The 25,526-nt window shown below is 70.3% G+C and carries 26 protein-coding genes and 1 pseudogene; 16 read left to right on the forward strand and 11 right to left on the reverse strand.

Annotated elements, in window-relative coordinates:
- Positions 1 to 29: 29 nt before the first annotated feature.
- From ACZ4EG_RS00505 to ACZ4EG_RS00525, 5 genes and pseudogenes are all read right to left on the reverse strand, one after another.
- A pseudogene (locus tag ACZ4EG_RS00505) lies at positions 30 to 218 on the reverse strand (ABC transporter permease); the annotation flags it as partial.
- A 14-nt stretch (positions 219 to 232) separates the two neighbouring features.
- Positions 233 to 1,096, reverse strand: coding sequence for an ABC transporter permease (locus tag ACZ4EG_RS00510; RefSeq protein ID WP_453557209.1), 864 nt, complete (start codon positions 1,094 to 1,096; stop codon positions 233 to 235).
- Positions 1,093 to 2,304: a betaine/proline/choline family ABC transporter ATP-binding protein gene (locus ACZ4EG_RS00515; protein WP_467789015.1), complete on the reverse strand. Its 1,212-nt coding sequence runs from the start codon at positions 2,302 to 2,304 to the stop codon at positions 1,093 to 1,095. The genes ACZ4EG_RS00510 and ACZ4EG_RS00515 overlap by 4 nt, the downstream gene beginning before the upstream one ends.
- Positions 2,305 to 2,318: 14 nt before the next feature.
- Complete coding sequence (locus tag ACZ4EG_RS00520; protein ID WP_453557213.1) at positions 2,319 to 2,966, reverse strand: ABC transporter permease; 648 nt, start codon at positions 2,964 to 2,966, stop codon at positions 2,319 to 2,321.
- Between the two features lie 27 nt (positions 2,967 to 2,993).
- Positions 2,994 to 3,473 carry an Lrp/AsnC family transcriptional regulator gene (locus ACZ4EG_RS00525; RefSeq protein WP_467789016.1) on the reverse strand — a complete coding sequence of 160 codons (480 nt, stop codon included), beginning with the start codon at positions 3,471 to 3,473 and terminating at the stop codon, positions 2,994 to 2,996.
- Positions 3,474 to 3,595: 122 nt separating this feature from the next.
- On the opposite strand from ACZ4EG_RS00525, the gene hppD reads away from it, so the two are divergent.
- Complete coding sequence (hppD, locus tag ACZ4EG_RS00530; protein ID WP_467789017.1) at positions 3,596 to 4,741, forward strand: 4-hydroxyphenylpyruvate dioxygenase; 1,146 nt, start codon at positions 3,596 to 3,598, stop codon at positions 4,739 to 4,741.
- 54 nt (positions 4,742 to 4,795) lie between these two features.
- On the opposite strand, the gene ACZ4EG_RS00535 is transcribed toward hppD, so the two are convergent.
- The gene (locus ACZ4EG_RS00535; protein WP_467789018.1) at positions 4,796 to 6,280 is read right to left on the reverse strand and encodes a tetratricopeptide repeat protein; all 1,485 of its coding nucleotides are present in this window, start codon (positions 6,278 to 6,280) and stop codon (positions 4,796 to 4,798) included.
- A gap of 92 nt (positions 6,281 to 6,372) precedes the next feature.
- Here ACZ4EG_RS00535 and ACZ4EG_RS00540 point away from each other — a divergent pair, with 92 nt between their 5' ends.
- Positions 6,373 to 7,779, forward strand: a complete 1,407-nt coding sequence (locus ACZ4EG_RS00540; RefSeq protein WP_453557219.1) for an FAD-binding oxidoreductase — start codon at positions 6,373 to 6,375, stop codon at positions 7,777 to 7,779.
- 16 nt (positions 7,780 to 7,795) lie between these two features.
- On the opposite strand, the gene ACZ4EG_RS00545 is transcribed toward ACZ4EG_RS00540, so the two are convergent.
- The gene (locus tag ACZ4EG_RS00545) at positions 7,796 to 8,209 is read right to left on the reverse strand and encodes an SsgA family sporulation/cell division regulator (protein WP_453557221.1); all 414 of its coding nucleotides are present in this window, start codon (positions 8,207 to 8,209) and stop codon (positions 7,796 to 7,798) included.
- Between the two features lie 240 nt (positions 8,210 to 8,449).
- On the opposite strand from ACZ4EG_RS00545, the gene ACZ4EG_RS00550 reads away from it, so the two are divergent.
- Together ACZ4EG_RS00550 and ACZ4EG_RS00555 are read left to right on the forward strand one after the other, a co-directional pair.
- Positions 8,450 to 9,835, forward strand: a complete 1,386-nt coding sequence (locus tag ACZ4EG_RS00550; protein WP_467789019.1) for an RDD family protein — start codon at positions 8,450 to 8,452, stop codon at positions 9,833 to 9,835.
- A 63-nt stretch (positions 9,836 to 9,898) separates the two neighbouring features.
- The gene (locus ACZ4EG_RS00555; RefSeq protein WP_467789020.1) at positions 9,899 to 10,645 is read left to right on the forward strand and encodes an RDD family protein; all 747 of its coding nucleotides are present in this window, start codon (positions 9,899 to 9,901) and stop codon (positions 10,643 to 10,645) included.
- A gap of 60 nt (positions 10,646 to 10,705) precedes the next feature.
- On the opposite strand, the gene ACZ4EG_RS00560 is transcribed toward ACZ4EG_RS00555, so the two are convergent.
- Complete coding sequence (locus ACZ4EG_RS00560) at positions 10,706 to 10,990, reverse strand: hypothetical protein (protein WP_467789021.1); 285 nt, start codon at positions 10,988 to 10,990, stop codon at positions 10,706 to 10,708.
- 402 nt (positions 10,991 to 11,392) lie between these two features.
- Between ACZ4EG_RS00560 and ACZ4EG_RS00565 the strand changes: the two genes are divergently transcribed.
- The gene (locus ACZ4EG_RS00565) at positions 11,393 to 13,744 is read left to right on the forward strand and encodes an immune inhibitor A domain-containing protein (protein ID WP_467789022.1); all 2,352 of its coding nucleotides are present in this window, start codon (positions 11,393 to 11,395) and stop codon (positions 13,742 to 13,744) included.
- Positions 13,745 to 13,865: 121 nt separating this feature from the next.
- Positions 13,866 to 14,216 (forward strand): hypothetical protein, encoded by a 351-nt coding sequence (locus ACZ4EG_RS00570; protein ID WP_467789023.1) that lies wholly within the window; start codon positions 13,866 to 13,868, stop codon positions 14,214 to 14,216.
- Between the two features lie 41 nt (positions 14,217 to 14,257).
- Here ACZ4EG_RS00570 and ACZ4EG_RS00575 read toward each other — a convergent pair whose 3' ends face one another.
- Together ACZ4EG_RS00575 and ACZ4EG_RS00580 are read right to left on the reverse strand one after the other, a co-directional pair.
- Complete coding sequence (locus ACZ4EG_RS00575) at positions 14,258 to 14,842, reverse strand: isochorismatase family protein (protein ID WP_453557233.1); 585 nt, start codon at positions 14,840 to 14,842, stop codon at positions 14,258 to 14,260.
- Positions 14,843 to 14,945: 103 nt separating this feature from the next.
- Positions 14,946 to 16,292: a nicotinate phosphoribosyltransferase gene (locus tag ACZ4EG_RS00580; RefSeq protein WP_467789024.1), complete on the reverse strand. Its 1,347-nt coding sequence runs from the start codon at positions 16,290 to 16,292 to the stop codon at positions 14,946 to 14,948.
- A 57-nt stretch (positions 16,293 to 16,349) separates the two neighbouring features.
- Here ACZ4EG_RS00580 and clpS point away from each other — a divergent pair, with 57 nt between their 5' ends.
- From clpS to ACZ4EG_RS00625, 9 genes are all read left to right on the forward strand, one after another.
- Positions 16,350 to 16,667, forward strand: a complete 318-nt coding sequence (gene clpS / locus ACZ4EG_RS00585; RefSeq protein WP_363295421.1) for an ATP-dependent Clp protease adapter ClpS — start codon at positions 16,350 to 16,352, stop codon at positions 16,665 to 16,667.
- Between the two features lie 12 nt (positions 16,668 to 16,679).
- Positions 16,680 to 17,285 carry a DUF2017 domain-containing protein gene (locus ACZ4EG_RS00590; protein WP_467789025.1) on the forward strand — a complete coding sequence of 202 codons (606 nt, stop codon included), beginning with the start codon at positions 16,680 to 16,682 and terminating at the stop codon, positions 17,283 to 17,285.
- 321 nt (positions 17,286 to 17,606) lie between these two features.
- The gene (locus ACZ4EG_RS00595; RefSeq protein WP_453557239.1) at positions 17,607 to 19,031 is read left to right on the forward strand and encodes an amino acid permease; all 1,425 of its coding nucleotides are present in this window, start codon (positions 17,607 to 17,609) and stop codon (positions 19,029 to 19,031) included.
- A gap of 132 nt (positions 19,032 to 19,163) precedes the next feature.
- Positions 19,164 to 19,586 carry a M67 family metallopeptidase gene (locus ACZ4EG_RS00600; RefSeq protein WP_467789026.1) on the forward strand — a complete coding sequence of 141 codons (423 nt, stop codon included), beginning with the start codon at positions 19,164 to 19,166 and terminating at the stop codon, positions 19,584 to 19,586.
- A gap of 86 nt (positions 19,587 to 19,672) precedes the next feature.
- On the forward strand, positions 19,673 to 19,768 hold the full coding sequence (locus ACZ4EG_RS00605) for a putative leader peptide (RefSeq protein WP_312025360.1): 96 nt from the start codon (positions 19,673 to 19,675) through the stop codon (positions 19,766 to 19,768).
- A gap of 120 nt (positions 19,769 to 19,888) precedes the next feature.
- A complete protein-coding gene (locus ACZ4EG_RS00610; RefSeq protein WP_453557246.1) occupies positions 19,889 to 20,167 on the forward strand; it encodes a MoaD/ThiS family protein in 279 nt (92 codons plus the stop codon).
- A gap of 17 nt (positions 20,168 to 20,184) precedes the next feature.
- On the forward strand, positions 20,185 to 21,135 hold the full coding sequence (locus tag ACZ4EG_RS00615) for a PLP-dependent cysteine synthase family protein (RefSeq protein WP_467789027.1): 951 nt from the start codon (positions 20,185 to 20,187) through the stop codon (positions 21,133 to 21,135).
- Between the two features lie 219 nt (positions 21,136 to 21,354).
- Positions 21,355 to 23,412 (forward strand): putative Ig domain-containing protein, encoded by a 2,058-nt coding sequence (locus tag ACZ4EG_RS00620; RefSeq protein ID WP_467789028.1) that lies wholly within the window; start codon positions 21,355 to 21,357, stop codon positions 23,410 to 23,412.
- Positions 23,413 to 23,536: 124 nt separating this feature from the next.
- On the forward strand, positions 23,537 to 24,055 hold the full coding sequence (locus ACZ4EG_RS00625) for a hypothetical protein (RefSeq protein WP_467789029.1): 519 nt from the start codon (positions 23,537 to 23,539) through the stop codon (positions 24,053 to 24,055).
- Positions 24,056 to 24,063: 8 nt separating this feature from the next.
- Here ACZ4EG_RS00625 and ACZ4EG_RS00630 read toward each other — a convergent pair whose 3' ends face one another.
- A complete protein-coding gene (locus ACZ4EG_RS00630) occupies positions 24,064 to 24,522 on the reverse strand; it encodes a type II toxin-antitoxin system PemK/MazF family toxin (RefSeq protein ID WP_467789030.1) in 459 nt (152 codons plus the stop codon).
- 218 nt (positions 24,523 to 24,740) lie between these two features.
- Between ACZ4EG_RS00630 and ACZ4EG_RS00635 the strand changes: the two genes are divergently transcribed.
- On the forward strand, positions 24,741 to 25,493 hold the full coding sequence (locus tag ACZ4EG_RS00635; protein WP_467789031.1) for an MBL fold metallo-hydrolase: 753 nt from the start codon (positions 24,741 to 24,743) through the stop codon (positions 25,491 to 25,493).
- Positions 25,494 to 25,526 lie beyond the last annotated feature (33 nt).

A 25,526-nucleotide genomic window follows, 5' to 3' on the forward strand; every position in this document is an offset into this window, starting at 1 on the left:
CAGACGGGCGCGGCGACTCACGTCTCCACCGCCGTGACCCGGGCGGTGATCGGCACGCCGAGGCCGTCGCCTCCGCCGAGCGCGGCGAGGGTGGCCGTGCCGACGTTGGGGACCAGCGCCGTGCGTACGCCGGCCAGGATCAGTGGGACGGCGAGGGGGAGTTCCATGCGGGCCGGCACACCCGGCGAGGACATGCCGGTGCCGCGGGCCGGCCGTAGGCGGGCGCCGCGGTTCACGTCTCCACCGCCAGTCCGCGTGGCCGCAGCAGCAACTCGGCCAGTGAGGCCAGCCAGTCGACCAGCAGGGCGAGGGTGACGGTGAGGATGGAGCCCAGGATCAGTACCGGCATGCGGCGGGTGGTGATTCCGGCGGTGATCAGCACGCCGAGGCCGCCGCCTCCGCCGAACGCGGCGAGGGTGGCCGTGCCGACGTTGAGGACCAGCGCCGTGCGTACGCCGGCCAGGATCAGCGGGACGGCGAGGGGGAGTTCCACGCGGGCCAGCACACCCGGCGAGGACATGCCGATGCCGCGGGCCGCTTCGAGCAGGGTCGGATCGTTCGCCTTCAGGCCCGTGACGGTGTTCGCGAGCACCGGCAGCAGGGCGTAGGCGGTGATGCCGATCAGGGCCGCCTTCATGCCGGTGCCGAGCCAGATCACCAGCAGGGCGAGCAGCCCGATCGCCGGTGTCGCCTGGCCCGTGTTGGCCATCGCCATCACGACCGGGGTGGCCCGCCGGAATGCCGCGCGGGTCAGCAGGATGCCCAGCGGGATCGCGATGACCAGCACGAAGAAGGTCGAGATCACGGTGAGTTCGACGTGCTGCCACAGGGCTTTGGACACCTGGCCGCCGGACAGCGCGTTCCGGGAGACCGCGTCCAGGTCGGCCCGCCGGAACCACAGCAGGGTCGCCAGCAGGACCGTCGTCAGCACGGCCGGCATGACGGTCAGCTTCTGCCAGGTGAGCCGGCGGCGTGGCCGGGGCGGCGGGGTCCGGGGACCTTTCGGGCCGATGGCATCCGCGGACCCGGTCCCGGCCGTCGGCTCCCGCAGCCCGGCCGGGCCATCCACCTCGTCCAGGCGGCCCGGCGTGGTCACGGCGTGCTCTTCGCCCCGGCGTCCGCCGGCCGGTCGGCCGCCAGCAGTTCGTGCACGGAACGCATCAGCGTGCCCACGTCGACGACGCCCGCGTACTCCCCGTCGGCCCCGGTCACCGCGACCCGGCCCGCGCTGTCCGTCAGCAGCGCCTCCAGCGCGTCCCGCAGCGTCGCGTCCCGGGGCACGGTGCGCCGCACCGGTGTGCCCGTGCGCGCCGGCGAGTCCCCCGACCGCACGAGGTCGCCGCGCCTGAGCCAGCTGCCGGGGCGGCGCTGCCGGTCGAGGAGGAGGATCTCGTCCGTACCGCTTCCCCGCAGCCGGTCGAGGATCTCGTGCAGCGGGGTGTCCTCGGTGGCGGTGGGACAGCCGGCGATCCCCACGTCCCGTACGCGGGTCAGATTGAGCCGCTTGAGCGCCGCCCCCGCGCCCACGAACCCGGACACGAAGTCGTCCGCCGGCCCGGTGAGGATCGCCTCCGGGGTGTCGAACTGGGCGATGCGCGAGCGCTCGCGCAGCACCGCGATCCGGTCGCCCAGTTTGATCGCCTCGTCGAAGTCGTGGGTGACGAAGACGATCGTCTTGTGCAGCTCGCGCTGGAGCCGGATCAGCTCGTCCTGGAGCCGGTCGCGGGTGATCGGGTCCAGCGCGCCGAACGGCTCGTCCATCAGCAGGACCGGCGGATCGGCGGCCAGGGCCCGGGCCACCCCGACGCGCTGCTGCTGGCCACCGGAGAGCCCGCGCGGATAGCGGTCGTGGAACTCGCCGGGGTCGAGACCGACCAGGACGAGCATCTCCTCCACCCGCCGCCTGATCCGTGGCTTCGGCCAGCCGAGCATCCTCGGTACGAGCGCGATGTTCTGGGCGGCGGTCAGGTGCGGGAACAGCCCGGACGACTGGATCGCGTACCCGACGTTCCGGCGCAGCCGCACCGGGTCCATGGCGGTGACGTCCGCGCCGTCGATCCGGATACGGCCCCCGGTCGGCTCGATCAGCCGGTTGATCATCCTCAGGGTGGTCGACTTGCCGCAGCCGGACGGGCCGACGAGCACGACGGTCTCGCCCGCCCCGATCTGCATGGTCACGTCGTCCACGGAGGGGTCCGCGCTGCCTGGATAGCGCTTGGTGAGGTGCTCCAGCTCGATCGAGGCGCCGTGCGTGCCGGTGCTGCCGCCGGATTCGGCCACGGATCCGCCCGGAAGCTCAGCCATGGACACCCCTGGAATCAGCCACGGATCCCCCTGGCAATCGTCAGCCGTCCGACCAGCACGTACGCGGCGTCGAACAGCAACGCCAGGACGACGATCCCGAGCGTGCCCGCGAGTACCTGGTTGAGCGCGTTCCTGCTGCCCAGGGAGGCGATCCCGCGGAAGATCTCGTTGCCCAGACCGGGCCCGGAGGCATAGGCGGCGACGGCCGCGATGCCCATCAGCATCTGGGTGGAGATCCGGATGCCGGTCAGGATCGGCGGCCAGGCCAGCGGCAGCTCCACCCGCAGCAGCCGGGCGCGACGGGACATGCCGATGCCGCGCGCCGCGTCCAGCAGCACCGGATCGACTCCGCGCAGGCCCACGACCGAGTTCCGCACGATCGGCAGCAGCCCGTACAGCGTCAGCGCGATCACCGTCGGCGGCACGCCGAGGCCCACGGCCGGGATCAGCAGGCCGATCAGGGCGAGGGACGGGATGGTCAGGACGGTGGCGGTGGCCGTGGTGGCGAGGTTCCCGGCCCATTCGCTGCGGTGGGTGAGGACCCCGATCAGCACTCCGAGCAGGGTCGCCACGACCATGCACTGGAAGACGACACTGGCGTGCTGGTAGGCGTCCGTGAGCAACTGCTGATGCCGGTCGCCCAGGTACTCCCAGAAGCCCACGCCCTGCTCACCCCCGGTTCGGTCGGGTCAGGTTCCGTCCCGGTCCTCCGCCGCCTGCTCCACCAGCGGGATGATCCGCAGCGGGACGGGGTTCTCCATGACGATCGCCGTGGAGGCCCGGACGATGCCATCAAAACCGACAACCCGGTCGATCACCCGCTGGAGATCGGCGTTCGAGCGGGCCACCAGCCGGCACAGCATGTCCCCGGTGCCCGTGGTGGTGTGCAGTTCCAGTACCTCCGGCACGGTCGCCAAGTGGGCCCGGACGTCGGGCCCTTGTCCCTGCCGGATCTGGAGCGTGGCGAACGCGGTGACCGGATAGCCGAGGGCCGCCGGATCGACCTGCGGTCCGAATCCGCGGATGACTCCGTTCGACTGAAGCCGGTCGAGGCGCGCCTGCACGGTCCCCCGGGCGACCCCCAGCCGGCGTGACATCTCCAGGACCCCGAGCCGTGGCTCCCGGGCCAGCAGCAGGACGATGCGCCCGTCCAGATGATCGATCGCCATGTCGTCTCCCGGGTTGGTCATCCTGTACAGAAGGTCCGCAGATACGGCCGTAGTACTGAACATATTGTCCAGTCGATACGGAAACTATTGCGCACCTTGCAGAGCGGAGCCAGTCTTCCGCCATGACGCAGACCACACACCACACTCCCGACACCGCCCGGCAGGCCGACCCCTTCCCGGTCAAGGGAATGGACGCGGTCGTCTTCGCCGTGGGCAACGCCAAGCAGGCGGCGCACTATTACTCCACCGCCTTCGGCATGAAGCTGGTCGCCTACTCCGGACCGGAGACGGGCAGCCGCGAGACCGCGAGCTATGTCCTGGAGAACGGCTCCGCCCGCTTCGTGTTCACCTCGGTCGTCAAGCCGAGCACCGAGTGGGGCGCCTTCCTCGCCCGGCACGTGGCCGAGCACGGCGACGGCGTCATCGACCTGGCCATCGAGGTCCCGGACGCGCGCCGCGCGTACGCCTACGCGATCGAGCACGGCGCCCGCTCCGTGGCCGAGCCGTACGAGCTGAAGGACGAGCACGGCACCGTCGTCCTCGCCGTGATCGCCACGTACGGCGAGACCCGCCACACCCTCGTCGACCGCTCCGGCTACGACGGCTCGTACCTCCCCGGCTACGTCGCGGCCGCCCCGATCGTCGAGCCGCCCGCCCGCCGCACCTTCCAGGCCATCGACCACTGCGTCGGCAACGTCGAACTCGGCCGGATGAACGAGTGGGTCGGCTTCTACAACAAGGTCATGGGCTTCACGAACATGAAGGAGTTCGTGGGCGACGACATCGCGACCGAGTACAGCGCGCTGATGTCGAAGGTCGTCGCGGACGGGACCCTGAAGGTCAAGTTCCCGATCAACGAGCCGGCCATCGCCAAGAAGAAGTCCCAGATCGACGAGTACCTGGAGTTCTACGGCGGCGCGGGCGTCCAGCACATCGCGCTCAACACGAACGACATCGTCGAGACGGTACGGACCATGCGCGCGGCCGGAGTCGAGTTCCTGGACACTCCCGGCTCGTACTACGACACCCTCGGCGAGTGGGTCGGCGACACCCGTGTCCCGATCGACACCCTGCGCGAGCTGAAGATCCTCGCCGACCGCGACGAGGACGGCTACCTCCTGCAGATCTTCACCAAGCCGGTCCAGGACCGCCCGACCGTCTTCTTCGAGATCATCGAACGGCACGGCTCGATGGGCTTCGGAAAGGGCAACTTCAAGGCCCTGTTCGAGGCGATCGAGCGCGAGCAGGAGCGGCGCGGAAACCTGTGACCCGCCCGGGTCCTGCGAGTGCCTCGGGGGCACCCGCAGGACCCGACGACCCACTCACCGTTTTGGTGCCTTCGCGTCGTCGAACACGGGCTCCTCGGCCGACGGCTCGCCCAGCTCCCGCAACGCCGTCTTGGCCGCGGGCGCCTGCAGGGGCGAGAAGTACGGACTGATCCGCAGCGCCTCCTCCAGGTGCCGCCGGGCCGGTCCCTCCAGCTCCAGCTCCCGCTCGATCATGCCCCGGTGGAACGCGTACAGGGCGCTGCGCACTCCGCCGCCGTTGACCTTGTCCGTGGCGATCTCTGCGTACTCCAGCGCCTTCTCGGCGTCCCCCGCCCGGTTCAGCGCCCACCCCAGCGCGTCCGCCACCTCGATCCCCGGCTGCCGCTCCCACTCGGCCTCCAGCCGCTGCACGGCATCCTGCGGGTTGCCGTGGTCCGCCTCGAACTGCCCGAGCACCAGCTCGTCGTCGACCCCGCCCGCCGTGTCCTGGGCCACCCGCACCCGCAGCAGGTCGTACTGCACCCGGGCCTCCGGCCGCTGCCCCAGCGACTCGTACAACTCGCCCAGTTCCAGGGCGTACTGGGGACTGGGCTGGTTGGCGAGCGCCTCCTGGTAGGCGTTGAGGGCCTCCTGTGTGCGGCCCAGTGCGGCGAGCGCCCGCCCCCGCCCGGCCAGGGCGGTCGCCTGGCCGGGGTCGAGACGCAGGGCCGCCTCGAAGTGCCGCAGCGCGTCCTCGCGGTCGCCGCGCTCCCAGGCCAGCTGTCCCGCCTGCTCCAGATAGACCGCCTGCTCGGTGGGCGTCCGCGCGGCCGCCGAGGCGTCCGCCAGCTGTGCCGCCGCGTCCTCGCGCCAGCCCCGGTCGCGGTAGACGGCGGCCGCCTGCGCCATCACGGCCGGCCGCCGGGCGGCCTCGACCTTCAGCCCCACCAGCTTCTCCAGCGTCTCCCGGGCCGCCTTGTAGTCGCCGAGGCCGGTGTACGCGTCGATCAGCAGCGGATACGTCGACCACCGCTTCGGCTCCGCGTCCAGCGCCTGCTCGCCCCAGCGCTTGGCCTCGGCGAAGTCCCGGCGCGCGTTCGCCAGCGCGGCCATCCCACCGAGCGCCGGCGCGCTCTGCGGGTTGTCCTCGCCCAGCACCCTGAGCGACGTCCGCAGCGCCCGCTCGGCCCTCGGGAAGTCCGCGGCGTCGGCGGTCCGCCGCCCCTGTTCCACATAGGACGTGCCCAGCACGGCCCAGGCCGGCGCGTCCTGCGGATGCCTCCGCAGATGCCTCTCCTGCTGCCCGATCAGCGCGGCCAGATCGGGCAGCGCGGCCGGCACCCCCGCGTTGACCGCCGTCAGCGCCTGCGGCCCGGACCCCGGCACCGGCGGCCTGGCCCGGGGCGACGAGGGGAGCAGCATCAGGACTCCGCCGACCGCGGCACCGGCCGCGACGCCCGCCGCGACCGAGACGATCAGTGCGCGCCGCAGCCTTCGGGAGCGGCGGGGCGGCTGCTCCGCCAGCAGGGACGTACCCGGGCGGGACTGTTCGTTCTCCATGGCGCTCACTGTGCGCTAATACGACAAGCCATACGGTCAGCTCAAGGCGCGTCACGGACGGGGTTCACACCGATGGCCGCGGGTGCGACGCTGTGATCATGAGCCGTATCCAAGCCGCACCCGACGAAGCCCAGGGAAACCTCGGCGACCGGCTCCTCGCGGGCCTGCCGGCCGAGGCGGTCCTCACCGATCCCGACGTCACCGCCTCGTACGCCAATGACATGGCGAGCTTCTGCCCGGCGGGCGCACCGGCCGTGGTCGTCCTGCCGCGCACGGTCGAACAGGTCCAGCACGTCATGCGGATCGCCACCGAACTGCGCGTCCCGGTCGTTCCGCAGGGCGCCCGCTCCGGTCTGTCCGGCGGCGCCAATGCCTCCGAGGGCTGCATCGTGCTGTCCCTCACCAAGATGGACCGCATTCTGGAGATCAGTCCGGTCGACCGGATCGCCGTGGTCGAGCCGGGCGTCATCAACGCCACCCTCTCCCGCGCGGTCGAGGAGCACGGGCTGTACTACCCGCCGGACCCCTCCAGCTGGGAGATGTGCACCATCGGCGGCAACATCGGGACGGGTTCCGGCGGTTTGTGCTGTGTGAAGTACGGGGTGACGGCCGAGTACGTCCTCGGTCTGGACGTCGTGCTGGCCGACGGCCGTCTGATGTCCACGGGCCGCCGCACGGCGAAGGGCGTCGCGGGCTACGACCTGACCCGTCTGTTCGTCGGCTCCGAGGGCTCGCTCGGCATCGTCGTGCGGGCCGTCCTGGCGCTGAAGCCCAAGCCGCCGCAGCAACTGGTGCTCGCTGCCGAGTTCGCCTCCGCGGCCGCCGCCTGCGACGCCGTGTGCCGGATCATGGCGGGCGGCCATGTGCCCTCCCTGCTCGAACTCATGGACCGTACGACGGTGAAGGCGGTCAACGACCTCGCCCACATGGGCCTGCCCGAGTCGACCGAGGCCCTCCTCCTCGCCGCCTTCGACACCCCGGACCCGTCCGCCGACCTCGCCGCCGTCGGCGCGCTGTGCGAGGCCGCCGGTGCCACGCAGGTGGTCCCGGCCGAGGACGCCGCCGAGTCCGAACTCCTCCTCCAGGGGCGCCGGCTGTCCCTCACCGCCCTGGAGGCGGTCAAGGGCACGACGATGATCGACGACGTGTGCGTGCCCCGCTCGCGGCTGGGCGAGATGCTCGAAGGCATCGAGCGGATCGCCGGGAAGTTCGGGCTGACCATCGGAGTCTGCGCCCACGCCGGGGACGGCAACACACACCCCACCGTGTGCTTCGACGCGCAGGACCCCGACGAGTCCCGGCGGGCCCGGGAGTCCTTCGACGAGATCATGGCCCTCGGCCTGGAACTCGGCGGGACCATCACCGGCGAGCACGGCGTGGGCGTCCTGAAGAAGGAGTGGCTGGCACGGGAGATCGGCCCGGTCGGGGTCGAGATGCAGCGCGCGGTGAAGCAGGTCTTCGACCCGCTGGGCATCCTCAACCCGGGCAAGCTGTTCTGAGCCCGCCCGCCGGCCGTCACCGGGCGAGCAGTTGGTCGAGCGCGTCGTCGATCCCGAGCTGCCCGGCCTCGGTCCCAGGGGGCACCACGCGCAGCGTCCGCTCCAGCCACGCGGACACCTGGGCGGCGGGCGCCTCCAGGAGGGCGTCGCCGTCGGGCGAGCTGAGCGCGACGAGGACGACGCTGCGGCCCTCCGTCTTCGTCGGCCACACCCGTACGTCCCCCTGCCCGCACGCCCGGAACACCCCCTCCACGAGGAGCTCGCGGGCGAAGGTCCAGTACACCGGGTGCTCGGAGTTGATGTGGAAGGTGATGTGGACGGCGTACGGGTCGGCGGTGCGGTAGCTGAGCCGGGCCGGGACCGGGATGCTGCGCTCCGGCGACAGGACGAGCCTCAGCTCCAGTTCGCGTTCCACCACGGTGGAGTGCATGGCGTCGGTTTCCTCTCTCGGTCGGGTGTGCGGGGCCGTGCGGCCGGCCTCGCACGAGGGGAGAGGACGTAAGGGCGCGATCATTACGCGGGTTCGGCGAATTTTTTTCCGACTCTGTGAAGCGGGTGCACGTCGTTGCCCGGAAAGGGGCGGGTCCGGCGGGACTGGCGGTGGGAGTTGCGCACGTCTGATAGATGTGGAGCCCCTATACGACCCCCGAGCAGATACGGGACGACGGACATGAGCGCCCCAACCCCGGCCCCCGGCGACGACCGGCCCCGTGAAGGGTATTACCCGGACCCGTCCATTCCTGGATATGTCCGGTACTGGAACGGTGCTGCCTGGGTGCCGGGCACCAGCCGGCCGGCGCCGCAGGACGGCGAACCGCTCATCTCACCGTCCGGCGGGCGCCCGGCCGCGCCCGCCGTGGAGGAGACCGGCCCGCACTTCTTCGACGAGGATCCGCAGCCGGAGCCCGGCTGGGGAGCCGACCGCGCCCAGCAGTCCGGATTCGGCGGCGACCAGGACCGGCGCGTGTCCTGGGGCGCCGATCCCAGGGTCCCCGCGGACCCCCCGTCCCAGCCGGACGGCGCCTCCGTCCACACCGACGGGACGGCGACGATCCCTCCGGCGGACTTGTCCGACGTGCCGTCCGACGGCACCTTCGTCTTCCGCAGGCCGACCGCGTCCTCCGACGCCAACCCCCCGTTCCGCGCGCCCTCCCCGCGCACGGGTCAGCAGGACGGGGCGCCGGGGGCGCAGGCCGGAAGCACGCCGGGCTTCGCCGCCCAGGGGCCGGTGGGCGTGGGGGACTCGGGTTCCTCCGGTGTCTCCGGTTCTTCGGGTGGCTCCCCTCGCCCCGGGTTCGGTGCCGGCAAGGCCGCCGCGGACCGTGCTGCCGCGGCGCAGGCCGAGGCGGCCCGGGCGGCGGCAGGGGCGCCGGTCGCCCAGGCGTCCGCTCCCGCTCCCTCCGTACCCCAGCAGTCGGGCGGCGCAACTCCCATGGCCAGCGGCGCCGGTGGCGGGCAGTCCTCCTGGGCCCAGCAGGTGCACCGGCTCGCCGGGGCCGGGGACGACCAGCCCGTGGTGCCGTGGAAGCCGCCGGTGGAGGACCCGTTCCAGGCGGTTGTCCGGCGGCAGGCGGCGGCGCGGCCCGCGGGACTCGGCAGACGGCTGGCCGCCCGGCTCATCGACAGCCTGGTCGTCGCCACCCTGACCGCCGCGGCCGCCGTGCCGTTCGGCGGCAAGGCGGTCGACCACATCCAGGGGAAGATCGACGAGGCCAGGCTCTCCGGCCGTACCGTCACCGTCTGGCTGCTCGACGGTACGACAGGGACGTATCTCGGCATCGTCCTCGCCGCCCTCCTCGTCTCCGGACTCCTCTACGAGGTGCTGCCCACCGCCAAGTGGGGCCGCACCCTGGGCAAGAAGGTGTGCGGTCTGGAGGTCCGGGACATCGAGGCGCACGAGCCGCCCACCTTCGGCCTCGCCCTGCGCCGCTGGCTCGTCTGCACCGTCCCCAGCCTGCTCGGCATCGGACTCGTCGGCCTCGCCTGGTGCGTGTTCGACCGCCCGTGGCGCCAGTGCTGGCACGACAAGGCGGCGCACACCTTCGTCACAAGCTGAGCCGGTCCCCCGTACGGCGGCCCGCCGGATGCGGTGCCGGGTTCTTCGCGGTCCACTCGGGCCATGAGCACCGAACCGCCCCCCGGCTCAGGACAGCAGCCACCGGAAGAAGACCCGTTCAGGAAGCAGCCCCCACCGGGCCGGGGGGCGGGCTCGCCGTACGACACCCCACCGGGCCAGGGCGAGGGTCAGGGGCCGGGTCCGGGGTCCGGTTCGGGCTCGGGCTCGCCCTATGACACCCCGCCAGGTCAGGGACCGCCGGGTCCGGGTTCGCCGTACGACGTCCCGCCCGGCGGCCAGCCCCCGCCCTACGGCGGTGGCCCCTACGGAAGCGGCGGCACCCCCGCCGACCCGCTGGCCGGCATGCCCCCGCTCGCGGACAGCGGCAAGCGCACGCTCGCCCGCATCATCGACATGGTCCTGGTGGGCATCGTTGTCTGGCTGGTCACCCTGATCTTCCGGGTGAACGAGCTCCAGATGAGCAGCGACCGGATCGAGGTGGGCAAGGGGTTCGCGCAGTCGATCATCGTCGCGGTGCTCTATGTGGCCTACGACACGCTCCTGATCGCCAAGACGGGACAGACCCTCGGCAAGAAGTGGCTGGGCATGCGGGTGGCCAACCTGGAGGACGGCTCCACGCCCTCCACCCAGACGTCGCTGACCCGCGCGCTGGTCCTGTGGATCCCGTTCGCCTTCTGCTGCGCGTGCATCTGGACCGCGATCGCCGGCGGCTGGAGCTTCTTCGACAAGCCCTACAAGCAGGGCCTGCACGACAAGGCCGCCAAGACCGTGGTGGTCAGCACCGGCTGAGAAGGCACCACACAGCAGGCGGCGGGCCCGTAAGTCTCACGGACCCGCCGTTCTGGGCTGTCAGGGTGCGCTCGGCTCCCGTATCGGCTCGGCCGTGGCGGCCACGGGCTCCCGCGGTGCGGGCACCCGCTGCTGGACGACCGGGGCGGGCTGCGGTGCCGCGACCGTACGCGTCCTGGGCAGTGGCACCGTCATGGCGACCAGCAGCCCGAGGGCGAGGGCCGAGAACGCGATGACCGCGATCCCCAGACCCGAACTCGTCTGTGACAGCAGCAGCATGGCGAGGGTCGAGAAGATCACGGTGCAGGAACCGTAGGCGAGCTGTGCGGCAGTCGGACGAGGCATGGCAATCGTGTCCTCGGAAGATATTGGGGGTGAGACGGGTAACCGGCCTGGCTTTCCGCCGACTTCCGGGCGTTCCACCATTCGACTCTAATCGCGTGCATGCCCGAGTGGAACGGCCGGTAAGCGTGACCTAACCCACGGTACCGGTGCACAGGGGGCGCACGGAGTCATGGGGTCCGCCAAGTGGACGGACTCGCGCGCCCGTCAAGTCGTATGCGAGGCGTTCGTAAAGCGAACTCCCGCTCCGCATAGTGCACTTGTCCTGTCCAAGTCAAGGTCTGTCTTTTCTTTTAAACCTCTAGTCAAATGTCGTCACTTGACTACACGCGTTGATCAGGCGCGCACGGACCTCTCCATGACCAGGACCCCCTTCCGTGTGCCCGGACGCGGGGGAGGAAGCAAGTGATCAGCAGACCCTGGACGTTCAGAGCGGCCGCGATCGGTGTGGCACTCGCGGCGGCCACCGCCACGTTCTCGACGTTCGCCGTGGCGGAGGCCGGCACGACGGCCAAGTCCGCTGCCGCGAACCGGCACGACCCGGCGCCGGTGAAGCAGCAGGAGCACAACCTCGACGGTCCGCTCAGCAAGACCCAGGAGGCCCAGCGCCAGGAGGCCCTGAACCAGGTCATATCCGGCGAGGCCAAGGTCAAGAACCGTAACGGTTCGCAGGTCGTCCAGCTCAAGAGCAAGAAGGGCGACAGCAAGTACGTCGAGCTCGGCCGCGAGAAGACCGACAAGATCTTCACGATCCTGGTGGAGTTCGGCGACCAGACCGACCCGAAGTACGGCGGCACGGCAGGCCCGCTGCACAACAAGATAGCCGCGCCGGACCGGGCCAAGGACAACTCGACGGCCTGGCAGAAGGACTACAACCAGAAGCACTTCCAGGACCTCTACTTCGGCACCGGCAAGAAGACCGAGTCGATGAAGAAGTTCTACGAGAAGGAGTCCTCGGGCCGCTACTCGGTCGACGGCGAGGTCGCCGACTGGGTCAAGGTCCCCTACAACGAGGCTCGTTACGGCAACAACGCCTGCGGCTCCACCAACTGCCCGAGCGTGTGGAACGTCGTCAGCGACGGCCTGAACGCCTGGGTCGCCCAGCAGAAGGCGGCCAGCCGCACCGACGCGCAGATCAAGACGGACGTGGCGAAGTTCGACCAGTGGGACCGCTACGACTACGACGGCGACGGCAACTTCAACGAGCCCGACGGCTACATCGACCACTTCCAGATCGTGCACGCCGGTGAGGACGAGTCCGCGGGCGGCGGCGTCCAGGGCAAGGACGCGATCTGGGCCCACCGCTGGTACGCCTTCGGCACCGACGCCGGCGCCGCCGGCCCCACGGGCAACAAGCTGGGCGGGGCCCAGATCGGCGACACCGGTGTCTGGGTCGGCGACTACACCATCCAGCCGGAGAACGGCGGACTCGGCGTCTTCGCCCACGAGTACGGCCACGACCTCGGTCTGCCGGACCACTACGACACCACCGGCGGCGACAACTCCACCGGTTTCTGGACCCTGATGTCCTCCGGTTCCTGGCTCGGCCGGGGCAAGGACTCCATCGGCGACCTGCCGGGCGACTTCAGCGCCTGGGACAAGCTGCAGCTCGGCTGGCTGAACTACGACACGGCCAAGGCCGGCAAGCAGTCCACCCACAAGCTGGGCGTCGCCGAGTACAACACCTGGGACAAGCAGGCCCTCGTGGTCTCCCTGCCCGACAAGGCGGTCACCACCACCATCGTGACCCCGGCCGAGGGCGCGACCCAGTGGTGGAGCGGCAGCGGTGACAACCTCAAGAACACGCTGACCCGTTCCGTCGATCTCACCGGCAAATCCTCGGCCACGCTGAGCATGGACGGCTGGTACGACATCGAGGCCAACTACGACTACCTCTACACCGAGGTGTCGACCGACGGCGGCGCCAACTGGACCGCGCTCGACGGCACGGTGGACGGCCAGGCCATCCCGCGCGACGCCAGCAACGCCCCGGCGCTGACCGGCACGGTCGACGGCTACAAGAAGCTGTCGTACTCGCTGGACGCCTACGCGGGCAAGAAGATCGACGTCCGCTTCCGCTACGCGACCGACGGCGGCGTGGCCCAGAAGGGCTTCGCGGCCGACGAGATCACGCTGACCGCCGACGGCGCGACCGTGTTCTCCGACAACGCCGAGTCCGCGGACGCCGCTTGGACCACGAACGGCTTCTCCCGCATCGGCGCGTCCTTCACCAAGGACTACGCGCAGTACTACATCGCGGAGAACCGCCAGTACGTGTCGTACGACAAGACCCTCAAGGTCGGCCCGTACAACTTCGGCTTCTCGACGACCCGTCCGGACTGGGTGGAGCACTACCCGTACCAGAACGGTCTGCTGATCTGGAAGTGGGACACCTCCCAGGCGGACAACAACACCAGCCAGCACCCGGGCGTCGGCCTGGTCCTGCCGATCGACGCGCACCCGAAGGCGCTGAAGTGGGCCGACGGCACGCTGATGCGCAACCGCATGCAGGCCTACGACTCGCCGTTCAGCCTGTACGGCACGGACGGCATCACGCTGCACAAGGCGGACGTCGCGACCAAGATCAAGCCGTCGAAGGGCGTGTCGGTCTTCAACGACCACACGAGCACCTACTACGACGAGTCGAACCCGACCGGTGGCGTCAAGATCACTGACACCAACACCAAGATCAAGATCGTCAAGGAGGCCAAGAATGGCTCCACGATCTTGCTCCAGGTTGGACCCGCGGTGAAGTAGTTCGCGTTTTCGCAGGTCAGAAGCGTATCGGCGGTGACCCCCTGGCGGGTCGCCGCCGATCGTGTTTAGGTGCGTCCTGTGGTCCTCTTATTGACACCGACGCACACGGGGGTGTGACCGCATGGCCGCAGGAGGTTTCTGCAAGCTGCCGAACGGAACGGTGGTGGTGGCACTGAACCTGCCCCGTCCCACCACCGACGGCTCCGGCAGCGTGCGCGTTCTCGTCCATGCCCACAACCGCGCCCGCGCCCTGACACGACTGCGCAATCTGGGTATGCGCGCGGTCTACCTGCGGGGCAACGCGGCGCCGCCGACCCCGGACGAGATCACCGCGGTCCTGCACCACCCGGACGGCCTGATATGGCGCACGGCTCCCGACAACGGTGTCCCGGCACTCGAACTCGAACCGGTGACCGAGCTGTGGCGCCCGATCAGAGCCCTGCTGAGACGGCAGGCGCCGGCGCAGACCTAGGCACACGACGGGCTGGGGCCCCGGACGACGGGGCGGCGGGCTCAGACGACCGGCTTGCCCGACAGCTCCACGCCCGCCCCCCGCAGCTCCTCCAGGGCTCGCTCGGTCGTGTCCTCGGCCACTCCCGCGGTGAGGTCGAGCAGGACGTTCGTGCGGAACCCCTCCCGCACGGCGTCCAGCGCGGTGGCGCGTACGCAGTGGTCCGTGGCGATGCCGACCACGTCCACCTCGTCGATCTCCCGGGCCCGTAGCCAGTCGGCCAGCGGGACGCCGTTCTCGTCCACGCCCTCGAAACCGCTGTACGCGGCCGCGTACGCCCCCTTGTCGAAGACGGCCTCGACCGCGCCGGAGGCGACCGCCGGGGCGAAGTTCGGATGGAAGCCCACGCCCTCCGTCCCCGCGACGCAGTGCGCCGGCCAGGAGCGGACGTAGTCGGGGTTGTCGGCGAAGTGGCCGCCGGGCGCGATGTGGTGGTCGCGGGTGGCCACGACGTGCCGGTAGCCGGCGGGGGCCTGCCCGATCAGCTCGGTGATCGCGGCGGCCACATCGGCACCCCCGGCCACCGCGAGGCTGCCCCCTTCACAGAAGTCGTTCTGCACGTCAACGACGATCAAGGCGCGGCGCATGGTCGGTGTCCTTCGACTGGGGTCCCCCCGCTCGTGGAGCGCGGGGGAGAGTGAACTTACGAGCCTAGAGACTTCGGCGGCGGTGTGGGAGAGGGCACCTGCTCTAGCTACCCGAGTCCCCGTGGACGTACTCCGTCGGAAGGACGGGTTCCCCTCGGGACAGCTGGGTCGCGGACAGCGGAAGGTTGGCGCGGGCGGCCGTGTGCCGGTCGCGGACCGCGTCCAGCGGCTCGCGGGCGACGACCTCGCCCCCCTTGACCAGCTCGACGAGCAGCTGCCGGTCGACCAGATCGGCGGGCATCGGCCCGGTGCCGAGGACCTCGGCCTCCGCCACCCCGTCCGCGTCCAGCCGCCGCGCGGCCCACTTGCGGCCACCGATGGAGGTCTTGCCGCCGGTGGACTTCTTCGCCACCGGTACCAGCGGTGCCCCGGGGTCGGCGGACTGGGCGCGGGCGACCAGCTTGTAGACCATCGAGCAGGTCGGATGCCCGGAACCGGTCACCAGCTGCGTACCGACGCCGTACGCGTCCACGGGCGCGGCGGCGAGCGAGGCGATGGCGTACTCGTCGAGGTCCGAGGTCACGACGATCTTCGTGCCGGTGGCGCCCAGCTCGTCCAGCTGCTGGCGCACCCGGTGCGCGACGAGGAGCAGGTCGCCGGAGTCGATACGCACCGCGCCCAGCTCGGGTCCGGCCACCTCGACGGCCGTACGGACGGCTTCCGTGACGTCGTACGTGTCCACGAGCAGCGTGGTGCCCCGGCCCAGGGAGTCGACCTGGGCCCGGAAGGCGTCCCGCTCGCGGTCGTGCAGCAGGGTGAAGGCGTGCGCGGAGGTGCCGACGGTCGGAATGCCGTAGCGGAAGCCGGCCGCCAGGTCCGAGGTGCTCGCGAAGCCGCCGAGGTAGGCGGCCCGTGAGGCGGCGACGGCGGCCAGCTCGTGGGTGCGGCGGGCGCCCATCTCGATCAGCGGCCGGCTCCCGGCGGCCGAGGACATACGGGAGGCGGCGGCCGCGATCGCGGAGTCGTGGTTGAGGATGGACAGGATCACGGTCTCCAGGAGCACGCACTCGGCGAAGGTGCCCTCCACCCGCATGATCGGCGAGCCCGGGAAGTACACCTCGCCCTCGGGGTAGCCCCAGATGTCACCGCTGAACCGGTAGCCGGCCAGCCACTCCAAGGTCTCCTCGTCGACGATCTGCCGCTCGCGCAGGAAGCCGAGGACCCCCGCGTCGAACCGGAAGTTCTCGACGGCGTCCAGGACGCGCCCGGTGCCCGCCACGACGCCGTAGCGGCGGCCCTCGGGCAGCCGCCGGGTGAAGACCTCGAACACGCTGCGCCGTTCGGCGGTACCCGCCTTCAGGGCGGCCCGCAGCATCGTCAGCTCGTACTGGTCCGTGAAAAGCGCCGTTGAGGGAACGTCCACCGGCAGCCCAAGGTCCGCTGTGTTCATGGCAACCGATGGTACCCCCATTTCGTCAGTGTGACGATTTGTGGTGTGCGTGGCAGCATGGGCCCTGTGACGTCACCCGCTCCCGTAGAGATCGAACGCACCGAATCGGCGGAAGAGGCCTTCGCCGTACCCGAGCCCGACGTCCCCTGGGTCACGATCGTCCACAACGACCCGGTCAACCTCATGAGCTACGTGACCTATGTCTTCCAGGCGTATTTCGGGTACACGAAGGACAAGGCAACCAAGCTCATGCTCGACGTTCACCACAAGGGCCGGGCGGTCGTCTCCAGCGGCAGTCGCGAGGAGATGGAACGCGACGTGCAGGCGATGCACGGTTACGGCCTGTGGGCCACCCTCCAGCAGGACCGGAAGTAGCGAATCTCCTCCATGCCCGGAACCTTCGAACCGCTCCCCGGCGGCGGCGCGGCCGTCGCGCTCGACGATGTCGAGATCTCCATCATCCGGTCGCTGGCCGTCCAGCTCCTGGAGCTCATCGGCCCCGGCCCCGGCGAGGACGCCCCCGCGGACCCGCTCGCCGAACTGTTCGCCGAGGGCCCGAGCGAGCCGCCCGCCGACCCGGTGCTGCGCCGGCTCTTCCCGGACGCCTACTGCGACCCGGAGCTGGCCCCGGACTCGCCGAAGGACGCCGAGGAGCAGCGGGCCCACTCCGCGGAGTTCCGCCGCTACACCGAGAACGACCTGCGGGCCGGCAAGCGCGAGAGCGCGCTCGCGGTGATCGGCTCGCTGGACGCGCTCGCTCCGGTGGGGGAGGAGGGGGCGGTCCTCAAGCTCTCCCCCGAGGAGTCCCGGCAGTGGCTGGGCGCGCTCAACGACCTGCGTCTTGCGATCGGCTCCCGGCTGGAGATCACGGACGAGGACGACACCGATCTGCTCTACCGGCTCCCCGACGAGGACCCGCGCAAGCCGATGGTGATGGCGTATCTGTGGCTGGGCGGGCTCCAGGAGACTCTGGTAGCCACCCTTATGTCCTGATTCACACCGGTTTCGCGTTCGCTCAGAGGACGCTCAAATCCGGATAACGATCGCGTTACCACTGCGGACTGATATGCGCCCTCTGGGTGTTCTTTGTCCGCTTCTTCCTGTGTCGTGCGCCACAGCGGGCACAGTTGATCATTGTTGCGGCCGTGATAGATCTTCACGACCGCCCGGCGAACACCACCCATGTTCGGCCGGGTGCGCCACCGAGCCGACGACCGCCGGCCAGGCAACAGCTCCATCAATCCGGGGGGATCGAAACCCGATCCGAGGCCGACGAGAGGCCCGGGTCGGCATGGAGAAAGGCGCACACGACACATGACCTCCGCTCAGGTCGACACGGAGAAGACCTCCGAAGAGGGTTACGAGCGCGGACTCGGCAGCCGTCAGGTCCAGATGATCGCCATCGGCGGCGCCATCGGCGTCGGCCTGTTCCTGGGAGCCGGGGCGAACATCGCCAAGGCCGGCCCCAGCCTCATCCTGATGTACGCCCTCGCGGGCGCCATCGTCTTCTTCATCATGCGGGCGCTCGGCGAGCTCTTGCTGTACCGCCCGGTCTCGGGCTCCTTCGCGGAGTACTCCCGCGAGTTCCTCGGCCCCTTCTTCGGCTACTTCACCGGCTGGACGTACTGGCTGATGTGGGTCGTGACCGGCATGGCCGAGCTGACGGCCGCCGCGATCTACGTCAACTACTGGTTCCCGGCCGTCCCGCAGTGGGTGACCGCCCTGGTCTTCCTGGTGGTCCTCTTCGGGGTCAACCTGATCTCCGTGAAGCTCTTCGGCGAGCTGGAGTTCTGGTTCTCGATGGTCAAGGTCACCGCCCTGATCGGCATGATCGTGATCGGCCTGGGCGTGCTGACCTTCGGCTTCAGCTCCGCCGGTGACACGGCCGCGGTGTCCAACCTCTGGCAGTTCGACGGCTTCTTCCCCAAGGGCATCGGCTCGTCCCTGATGACCCTGCAGGGCGTCATGTTCGCCTACCTCGCCGTCGAGCTGGTCGGTGTCACGGCCGGCGAGTCGGAGAACCCGGAGAAGACGCTCCCCAAGGCGATCAACACGCTGCCCTGGCGCATCGCCCTCTTCTACGTCGGCGCCCTCACGGTCATCCTGTGCGTGGTGAAGTGGACCGAGTTCGCGCCCGGCGTGAGCCCCTTCGTCGCCGCCTTCGCCAAGATCGGCATCCCGGCCGGCGCGGGCATCGTCAACTTCGTGGTGCTGACCGCGGCCCTGTCGTCCTGCAATTCCGGCATGTACTCAACGGGCCGCATGCTGCGCACCCTGGCCGACAACGGTGAGGCCCCGCGCGGCTTCAGCAAGCTGTCTTCCACCAAGACGCCCGCCTTCGGCATCACCGTCTCGGTGCTCTTCATGGGCATCGGCGTGGTCCTCAACTACATCGTCCCGGAGAAGGCGTTCGGCTACGTCACCTCCGTCGCCACCGCGGCCGGCATCTGGACCTGGCTGATGATCCTGATCAGCCATGTGCGGTACCGCCGCGCGGTCGTCGCGGGCCGGCTGCCCGCCTCCGCCTTCCCGGCGCCGGGCGGCGCGGTGTGCAGCTGGATCGCCATCGTGTTCCTGCTCTTCGTCACGGGCCTGATCGCGTACGACGCCGACTCCCGCGTCTGCCTGTACGTGATGGCCGGCTGGGCCGCCGCCCTCGGTGTCGGCTGGGTCGTCCTCAAGGCCCGCAACCCGCAGGTCACCGAGCGCCGCGAGCGGGTGTTGGAGAAGGTCGGCTGACCTCACCGAAGGACGTCCCGTCGCAGGGAGCACTCGTGGCGCTCCATGCGGCCGCCGCTCAGGGCGTCCGGCATATGGGCCGTCCCGTACCAGCCTTCGGTACGGGACGGCCCTCTGCTTATCCTGACCGACATGCTGACCATCACCCAGGCCCTCCACGACCAGATCGTCGCGCACGCCCGCAAGGACCACCCCGACGAGGCGTGCGGCGTCGTTGCGGGCCCGGCGGGCTCGGACCGCCCCGAGCGCTTCGTCCCGATGCTGAACGCGGCCATGTCGCCCACCTTCTACGAGTTCGACTCGGGCGACCTGCTCAAGCTCTACCGAGAGCTGGACGACCGGGACGAGGAGCCGGTGGTGATCTACCACTCCCACACGGCGACCGAGGCGTACCCGTCCCGCACGGACATCTCCTACGCCAACGAACCCGGCGCCCACTACGTGCTGGTCTCCACGGCCGACACCGACGGCCTCGGCGAGTTCCAGTTCCGCTCCTTCCGCATCCAGGACGGCGAGGTCACGGAGGAGGAGGTCAAGGTCGTGGCGGCGTACTGAGGGGGAATCCCGCAGTTCGGTCAGAATTCATCCACGATGCGAGATCACACTCCAGGATCCGGACCGGGAATCGATACGATGAGCCCATGGTTCTCCACGACGTGAGCGAAAAGACGCCGGGCATGCTGCTCGTGGCGCGGCTGCACGTCGACCTGTGCAGGCTCGCCAGCGCCATCTGTTGACGCCGAACACTGCCGCCGTACGGCCGTGAGCCGCGGCGCTCTTGACCCGCGTACGAGTACGCCCCCCCCGCGCCGCCGCGCGCCCACCGACCTGACTACTTCCGACAGGAGCCCGCACCCATGGCCATCGAGGTCCGCATCCCCACCATCCTCCGCACGTACACCGACGGTCAGAAGGCGGTGGAGGGCAGTGGTGAGACCCTCGCCGAGCTGCTCGCCGACCTCGAGACCCGGCACACGGGCATCCAGGCCCGCATCGTCGACGAAGGCAAGCTGCGCCGCTTCGTCAACGTCTACCTGAACGACGAGGACGTCCGCTTCCTCGACAACATCAACACCAAGCTGTCCGACGGTGACGCGGTGACGATCCTCCCCGCTGTCGCCGGCGGCATGGCCTGATCGGCCGCTGATCAGCGATGCGCTACGACTCCCCGCTGGCCGCGGTGGGCGACACACCTCTGGTGCGTCTGCCGCGGCTGTCGCCGTCCCCCGAGGTCCGGATCTGGGCCAAGCTGGAGGACCGCAACCCCACGGGCTCGGTCAAGGACCGTCCCGCGCTGCACATGATCGAACAGGCGGAGAAGGACGGCCGTCTGACCCCCGGGTGCACCATCCTGGAGCCCACCTCCGGCAACACCGGCATCTCGCTGGCCATGGCGGCCAAGCTCAAGGGCTACCGCATGGTGTGCGTGATGCCGGAGAACACCTCGCAGGAGCGCCGGGACCTGCTCGGCATGTGGGGCGCCGAGATCATCTCCTCGCCGGCCGCGGGCGGCTCCAACACCGCCGTGCGCGTGGCCAAGGAGCTGGCCGCCGAGCACCCCGACTGGGTGATGCTGTACCAGTACGGCAACCCGGACAACGCGGGCGCCCACTACGCGACCACCGGCCCGGAGATCCTCGCCGACCTGCCGTCGATCACCCACTTCGTGGCGGGCCTCGGCACCACCGGCACCCTGATGGGCGTCGGCCGCTATCTGCGCGAGCACAAGCCGGACGTGAAGATCGTCGCCGCCGAACCGCGCTACGACGACCTGGTCTACGGCCTGCGCAACCTCGACGAGGGCTTCGTACCGGAGCTCTACGACGCCTCCGTCCTCACCACCCGCTTCTCGGTCGGCTCGGCCGACGCGGTCACCCGCACCCGTGAACTCCTCCAGCAGGAGGGCATCTTCGCGGGCGTCTCCACGGGCGCCGCGCTGCACGCCGCGATCGGCGTAGGCAGGAAGGCCGTCAAGGCGGGCGAAAGCGCCGACATCGTCTTCATCGTGGCCGACGGTGGCTGGAAGTACCTCTCGACGGGCGTCTACACGGCCGCCACCACCGAGGAGGCCATCGAGACGCTCCAGGGTCAGCTCTGGGCATAGGGCTCATCAAGCAGCCGCCAGCCCCCTCTCATGAGGGGGCTAAACGCTGCCCACGGAGCGGCAAAGATCTCCCTGCGGTACTGCCTGCGCCCTCACGCCGGGGCTACGGTCCTCGCGCACTCCCCTGAGTGTCATGCTCATGGCTGCGCGGTTTCCCGCCGCTACGCGCGTCACGGGCCTGCCCATCCAGTTCGACCCCACCGATGGAGGCAGTACCCCATGCGTGATTCACGCCCGAGCAGGCGCCGCCGAAGTCTGCGAAGACTCCTGGCCGTTGCCGTTCCCGCCCTGGCCCTCACCGTCGCCGGACTCGTCGCGGCACCGACGGCCGGGGCACAGCCCCCCACCCACACCACTCGGGCCACCCAGAACGCGAAGGCCCTGACCGACCCCCACCGGCAGACCTTCCACACCACCGGCAAGGCCGGTCAGAAGGTGCCGACCAAGCACCTGTGCGCCACCGCGAAGCCGGGCCACGCGTCCTGCTTCGCCCAGCGCCGCACCGACATCAAGCAGCGTCTGGCCGCGGCCCTCGCCGCCGCCCCCTCCGGCCTCGGCCCGGCCAACCTGCACAGCGCCTACAACCTGCCCTCGACCGGCGGTTCCGGCCTGACCGTCGCCGTCGTCGACGCCTACAACGACCCCAACGCCGAGTCGGACCTGGCCACTTACCGCTCGACGTACGGCCTGTCCGCCTGCACCAAGGCCAACGGCTGCTTCAAGCAGGTCAGCCAGACCGGTTCGACCACCTCGCTGCCCACGAACGACACCGGCTGGGCCGGTGAAGAGGCGCTCGACATCGACATGGTCAGCGCGGTCTGCCCCAACTGCAACATCATCCTGGTCGAGGCCAACTCCGCGAACGACACCGACCTCGGCACCGCCGAGAACGAGGCCGTCGCGCTCGGCGCCAAGTTCGTCTCCAACAGCTGGGGCGGCTCCGAGTCCTCCTCCCAGACCAGCGAGGACACCCAGTACTTCAAGCACCCGGGCGTCGCGATCACCGTCTCCTCGGGCGACTCCGCCTACGGCGCCGAGTACCCGGCGACCTCCCAGTACGTGACCGCCGTCGGCGGCACCGCGCTGTCCACGTCGTCGAACTCGCGCGGCTGGACCGAGTCCGTCTGGAAGACCAGCTCCACCGAGGGCACCGGCTCCGGCTGCTCCGCCTACGACCCGAAGCCCAGCTGGCAGACCGACAGCGGCTGCTCCAAGCGCATGGAGGCCGACGTCTCCGCGGTCGCCGACCCGGCCACCGGCGTGGCGGTCTACGACACCTACGGCGGCTCCGGCTGGGCGGTCTACGGCGGCACCAGCGCCTCCGCCCCGATCGTCGCCGGCGTCTACGCCCTCGCGGGCACCCCGGGCTCCAGCGACTACCCGGCGAAGTACCCCTACTCCCACACCTCCAACCTGTACGACGTGACCAGCGGCAACAACGGCTCCTGCTCCACCTCGTACTTCTGCACCGCCGGCACCGGCTACGACGGCCCGACCGGCTGGGGCACCCCGAACGGCACCGCCGCCTTCACCTCCGGCTCCAGCAGCGGCAACACGGTGACCGTCACCAACCCCGGCAGCCAGTCGACCACCACCGGCGGCTCGGTCAGCCTGCAGATATCGGCGAGCGACAGCGCGGGCGCAAGCCTCACCTACAGCGCGTCCGGTCTGCCCACCGGCCTGTCCATCAACAGCTCGACCGGCCTGATCTCCGGTACGGCGTCCACCGCGGGGACGTACAGCGTGACCGTCACCGCGTCCGACTCCACCGGCGCCTCCGGCTCGGCGTCCTTCACCTGGACCGTCGGCTCCTCCGGCGGCACCTGCTCGTCCGCGCAGCTGCTCGGCAACCCGGGCTTCGAATCGGGCAACACCACCTGGACCGCGAGCAGTGGTGTCATCACCAACGACACCGGTGAGGCGGCCCACGGCGGCTCGTACAAGGCCTGGCTCGACGGCTACGGCTCCTCGCACACCGACACGCTCTCCCAGTCGGTGACGGTCCCGTCCGGCTGCAAGGCGTCCTTCACCTTCTATCTGCACGTCGACACCGCGGAGACCACCAGCAGTACCCAGTACGACAAGCTGACGGTGACCGCTGGTTCGACGACGCTGGCGACGTACTCGAACCTCAACGCCGCCTCCGGCTACTCCCAGAAGACCTTCGACCTGTCCTCGTTCGCGGGCTCGACGGTCACGATCAAGTTCAGCGGGGTCGAGGACTCCTCGCTGCAGACCAGCTTCGTCGTGGACGACACCGCCGTGACGACCAGCTGATCACGTTCCGCTGAGCGGGGGACCCCGGCCGTGCGAGTCGGCCGGGGTCCTTCCGGGATCCGCGGGCGCAGGTGGAACGTCACATCTGCATCAGGTCCGGTCCCGGCGGAAAGGCGGTCCCCCCATGCGCCGTACGACGCTCCACCACACGACGGTCACCACCGTCGCGGCAGCGACGCTCCTCCTCATGGGCTGCGGCTCGCAGGGCGGGGGGACGGCCGCGGGCAACGGCGGCACGGTCTCACCGTCCCCGACCACGACGGCGTCCCCGAGCGGCTCGCCGTCCCCCAGCGGGTCACCGTCCCCGACCGCGACCGCCGCGGACTGCGCGCGCCACTTCCAGCTCACCGCCGCCGACAACGGCCGCACCATCTGTATGCCGAAGGGCGGCCAGGTCCGGCTCACCCTGGACGGAACCGAGGAGCGGCCCTGGAAGCCGGTCACCGTGACCGGCGACACGCTGAGGGCCGCGAACCCGGGCATCGTCATCCTGCCGGGCGACGCCGTCGCCGCCTACGACGCGGTGGCCCCCGGAACCGCGAAGCTCTCCTCGTCCCGCCCGCTCTGCGCCGAGAGCCCGAGCCCGGGTCGGGTGTCCTGCAAGGGCATCGAGGAGTGGACGGTCACCGTCCAGGTGCGCTGAGACCGGCCTCAGCCCGCCAGATGCCGTACCTGGTCCCACAGGACCGGGTCGACCACGCCCACCCGGCGGCGGAAGTCCCACACCGAGACCTGGCGCAGTTCGTCGGTCTCCAGGAAGCTCGGGCGGCCGTGGGCGTCGCCGACGGAGCCGGGCGGCAGCGGGATGACCCCGGAGCGCTCGTCGTGGTACTTGCTGGTGATCTTCGCGACCGTCGCCCGCTTGCCGCGCACGGCGAGAACCAGACATGGCCGGTCCTTGGTGCCCGGACCGTTCTCGAACGGCACGTTCGCCCACCAGATGTCCCCGGGCCGCGGCCGCTCCGCACGGCCCCGGGGCCCTTCCGGACGGCCCGGCGGCCGCTTCCTGCGTCCCTCCGGACGGTGTCCCCGTCCCCAGCCGTCGACGAGCGTGGCGACCAGCGCGAGCAGCACCACCGCCACCAGCGCAAGCCACCACGACGTGTCCATACGAACGACGTTACCGGCGTGCGATCCCCATTGCGCGCCCTCTTCCAAGCCCATTGCGCCCCGGGTCCAGCCGAACCGGTGACAGCACAGGTGAGTTCGCCCACAACGGCCCCTGGCGGAGGAGCGACCGGCCCTTTTGCGCCTTACGCTCAACGAACCGCACGACCCCCGTCTGCCCCTTTCCCGACTCTTTTCCCGCCAACGGAGGTTTCTGCTTCATGAAGCTCACCGTCGTCGGCTGCTCGGGGTCGTTCCCGTCCGCGGAATCGGCCTGTTCGAGCTACCTCGTCGAGGCCGACGGCTTCCGGCTGCTCCTCGACATGGGCAACGGCGCCCTGGGCGAGCTGCAGCGCCACTGCGGTCTTTACGACCTCGACGCGATCTTCCTGAGCCATCTGCACGCCGATCACTGCATCGACATGCTCGCGTACTTCGTGGCCCGCTACTACCGCCACGAGGGCGGCCGCTGCGACCCGATCCCCGTCTACGGACCCGAGGGCACGGAGCACCGGCTGACCACCGCCTACGCCGACACCCCCACCGCGTCGTCGATGAGCGAGGTCTTCGACTTCCACACGGTCAAGCCGTCGACGTTCGACATCGGCCCGTTCACGGTGCACACCGAGCGGGTCCGCCATCCCGTGGAGGCGTACGCCATCCGGATCGAGCACGGTGGGACGTCGCTGACGTACTCCGGCGACACGGGTGTCACCGAGGCGCTCGACGCGCTGGCCCGGGACACCGACCTGTTCCTGTGCGAGGCCGCGTTCACGCACGGCAAGGAGAAGATCCCCGACCTGCACCTCAACGGCCGCGAGGCGGGCGAGACGGCGACCCGGGCAGGCGCCCGCCGCCTGGTCCTCACCCACATCCCCCCGTGGACCGACCCGATGGTCAACCTCGCCGACGCCCGCGAGGTCTTCGACGGCCCGGTGGAACTGGCGGTGCCCAGGGTGACGTACCAGATCTGAACCCCCCATACACACACGAAGGCCCCGGAACCT

It is taken from the genome of Streptomyces sp. NPDC025638, from assembly GCF_055558775.1.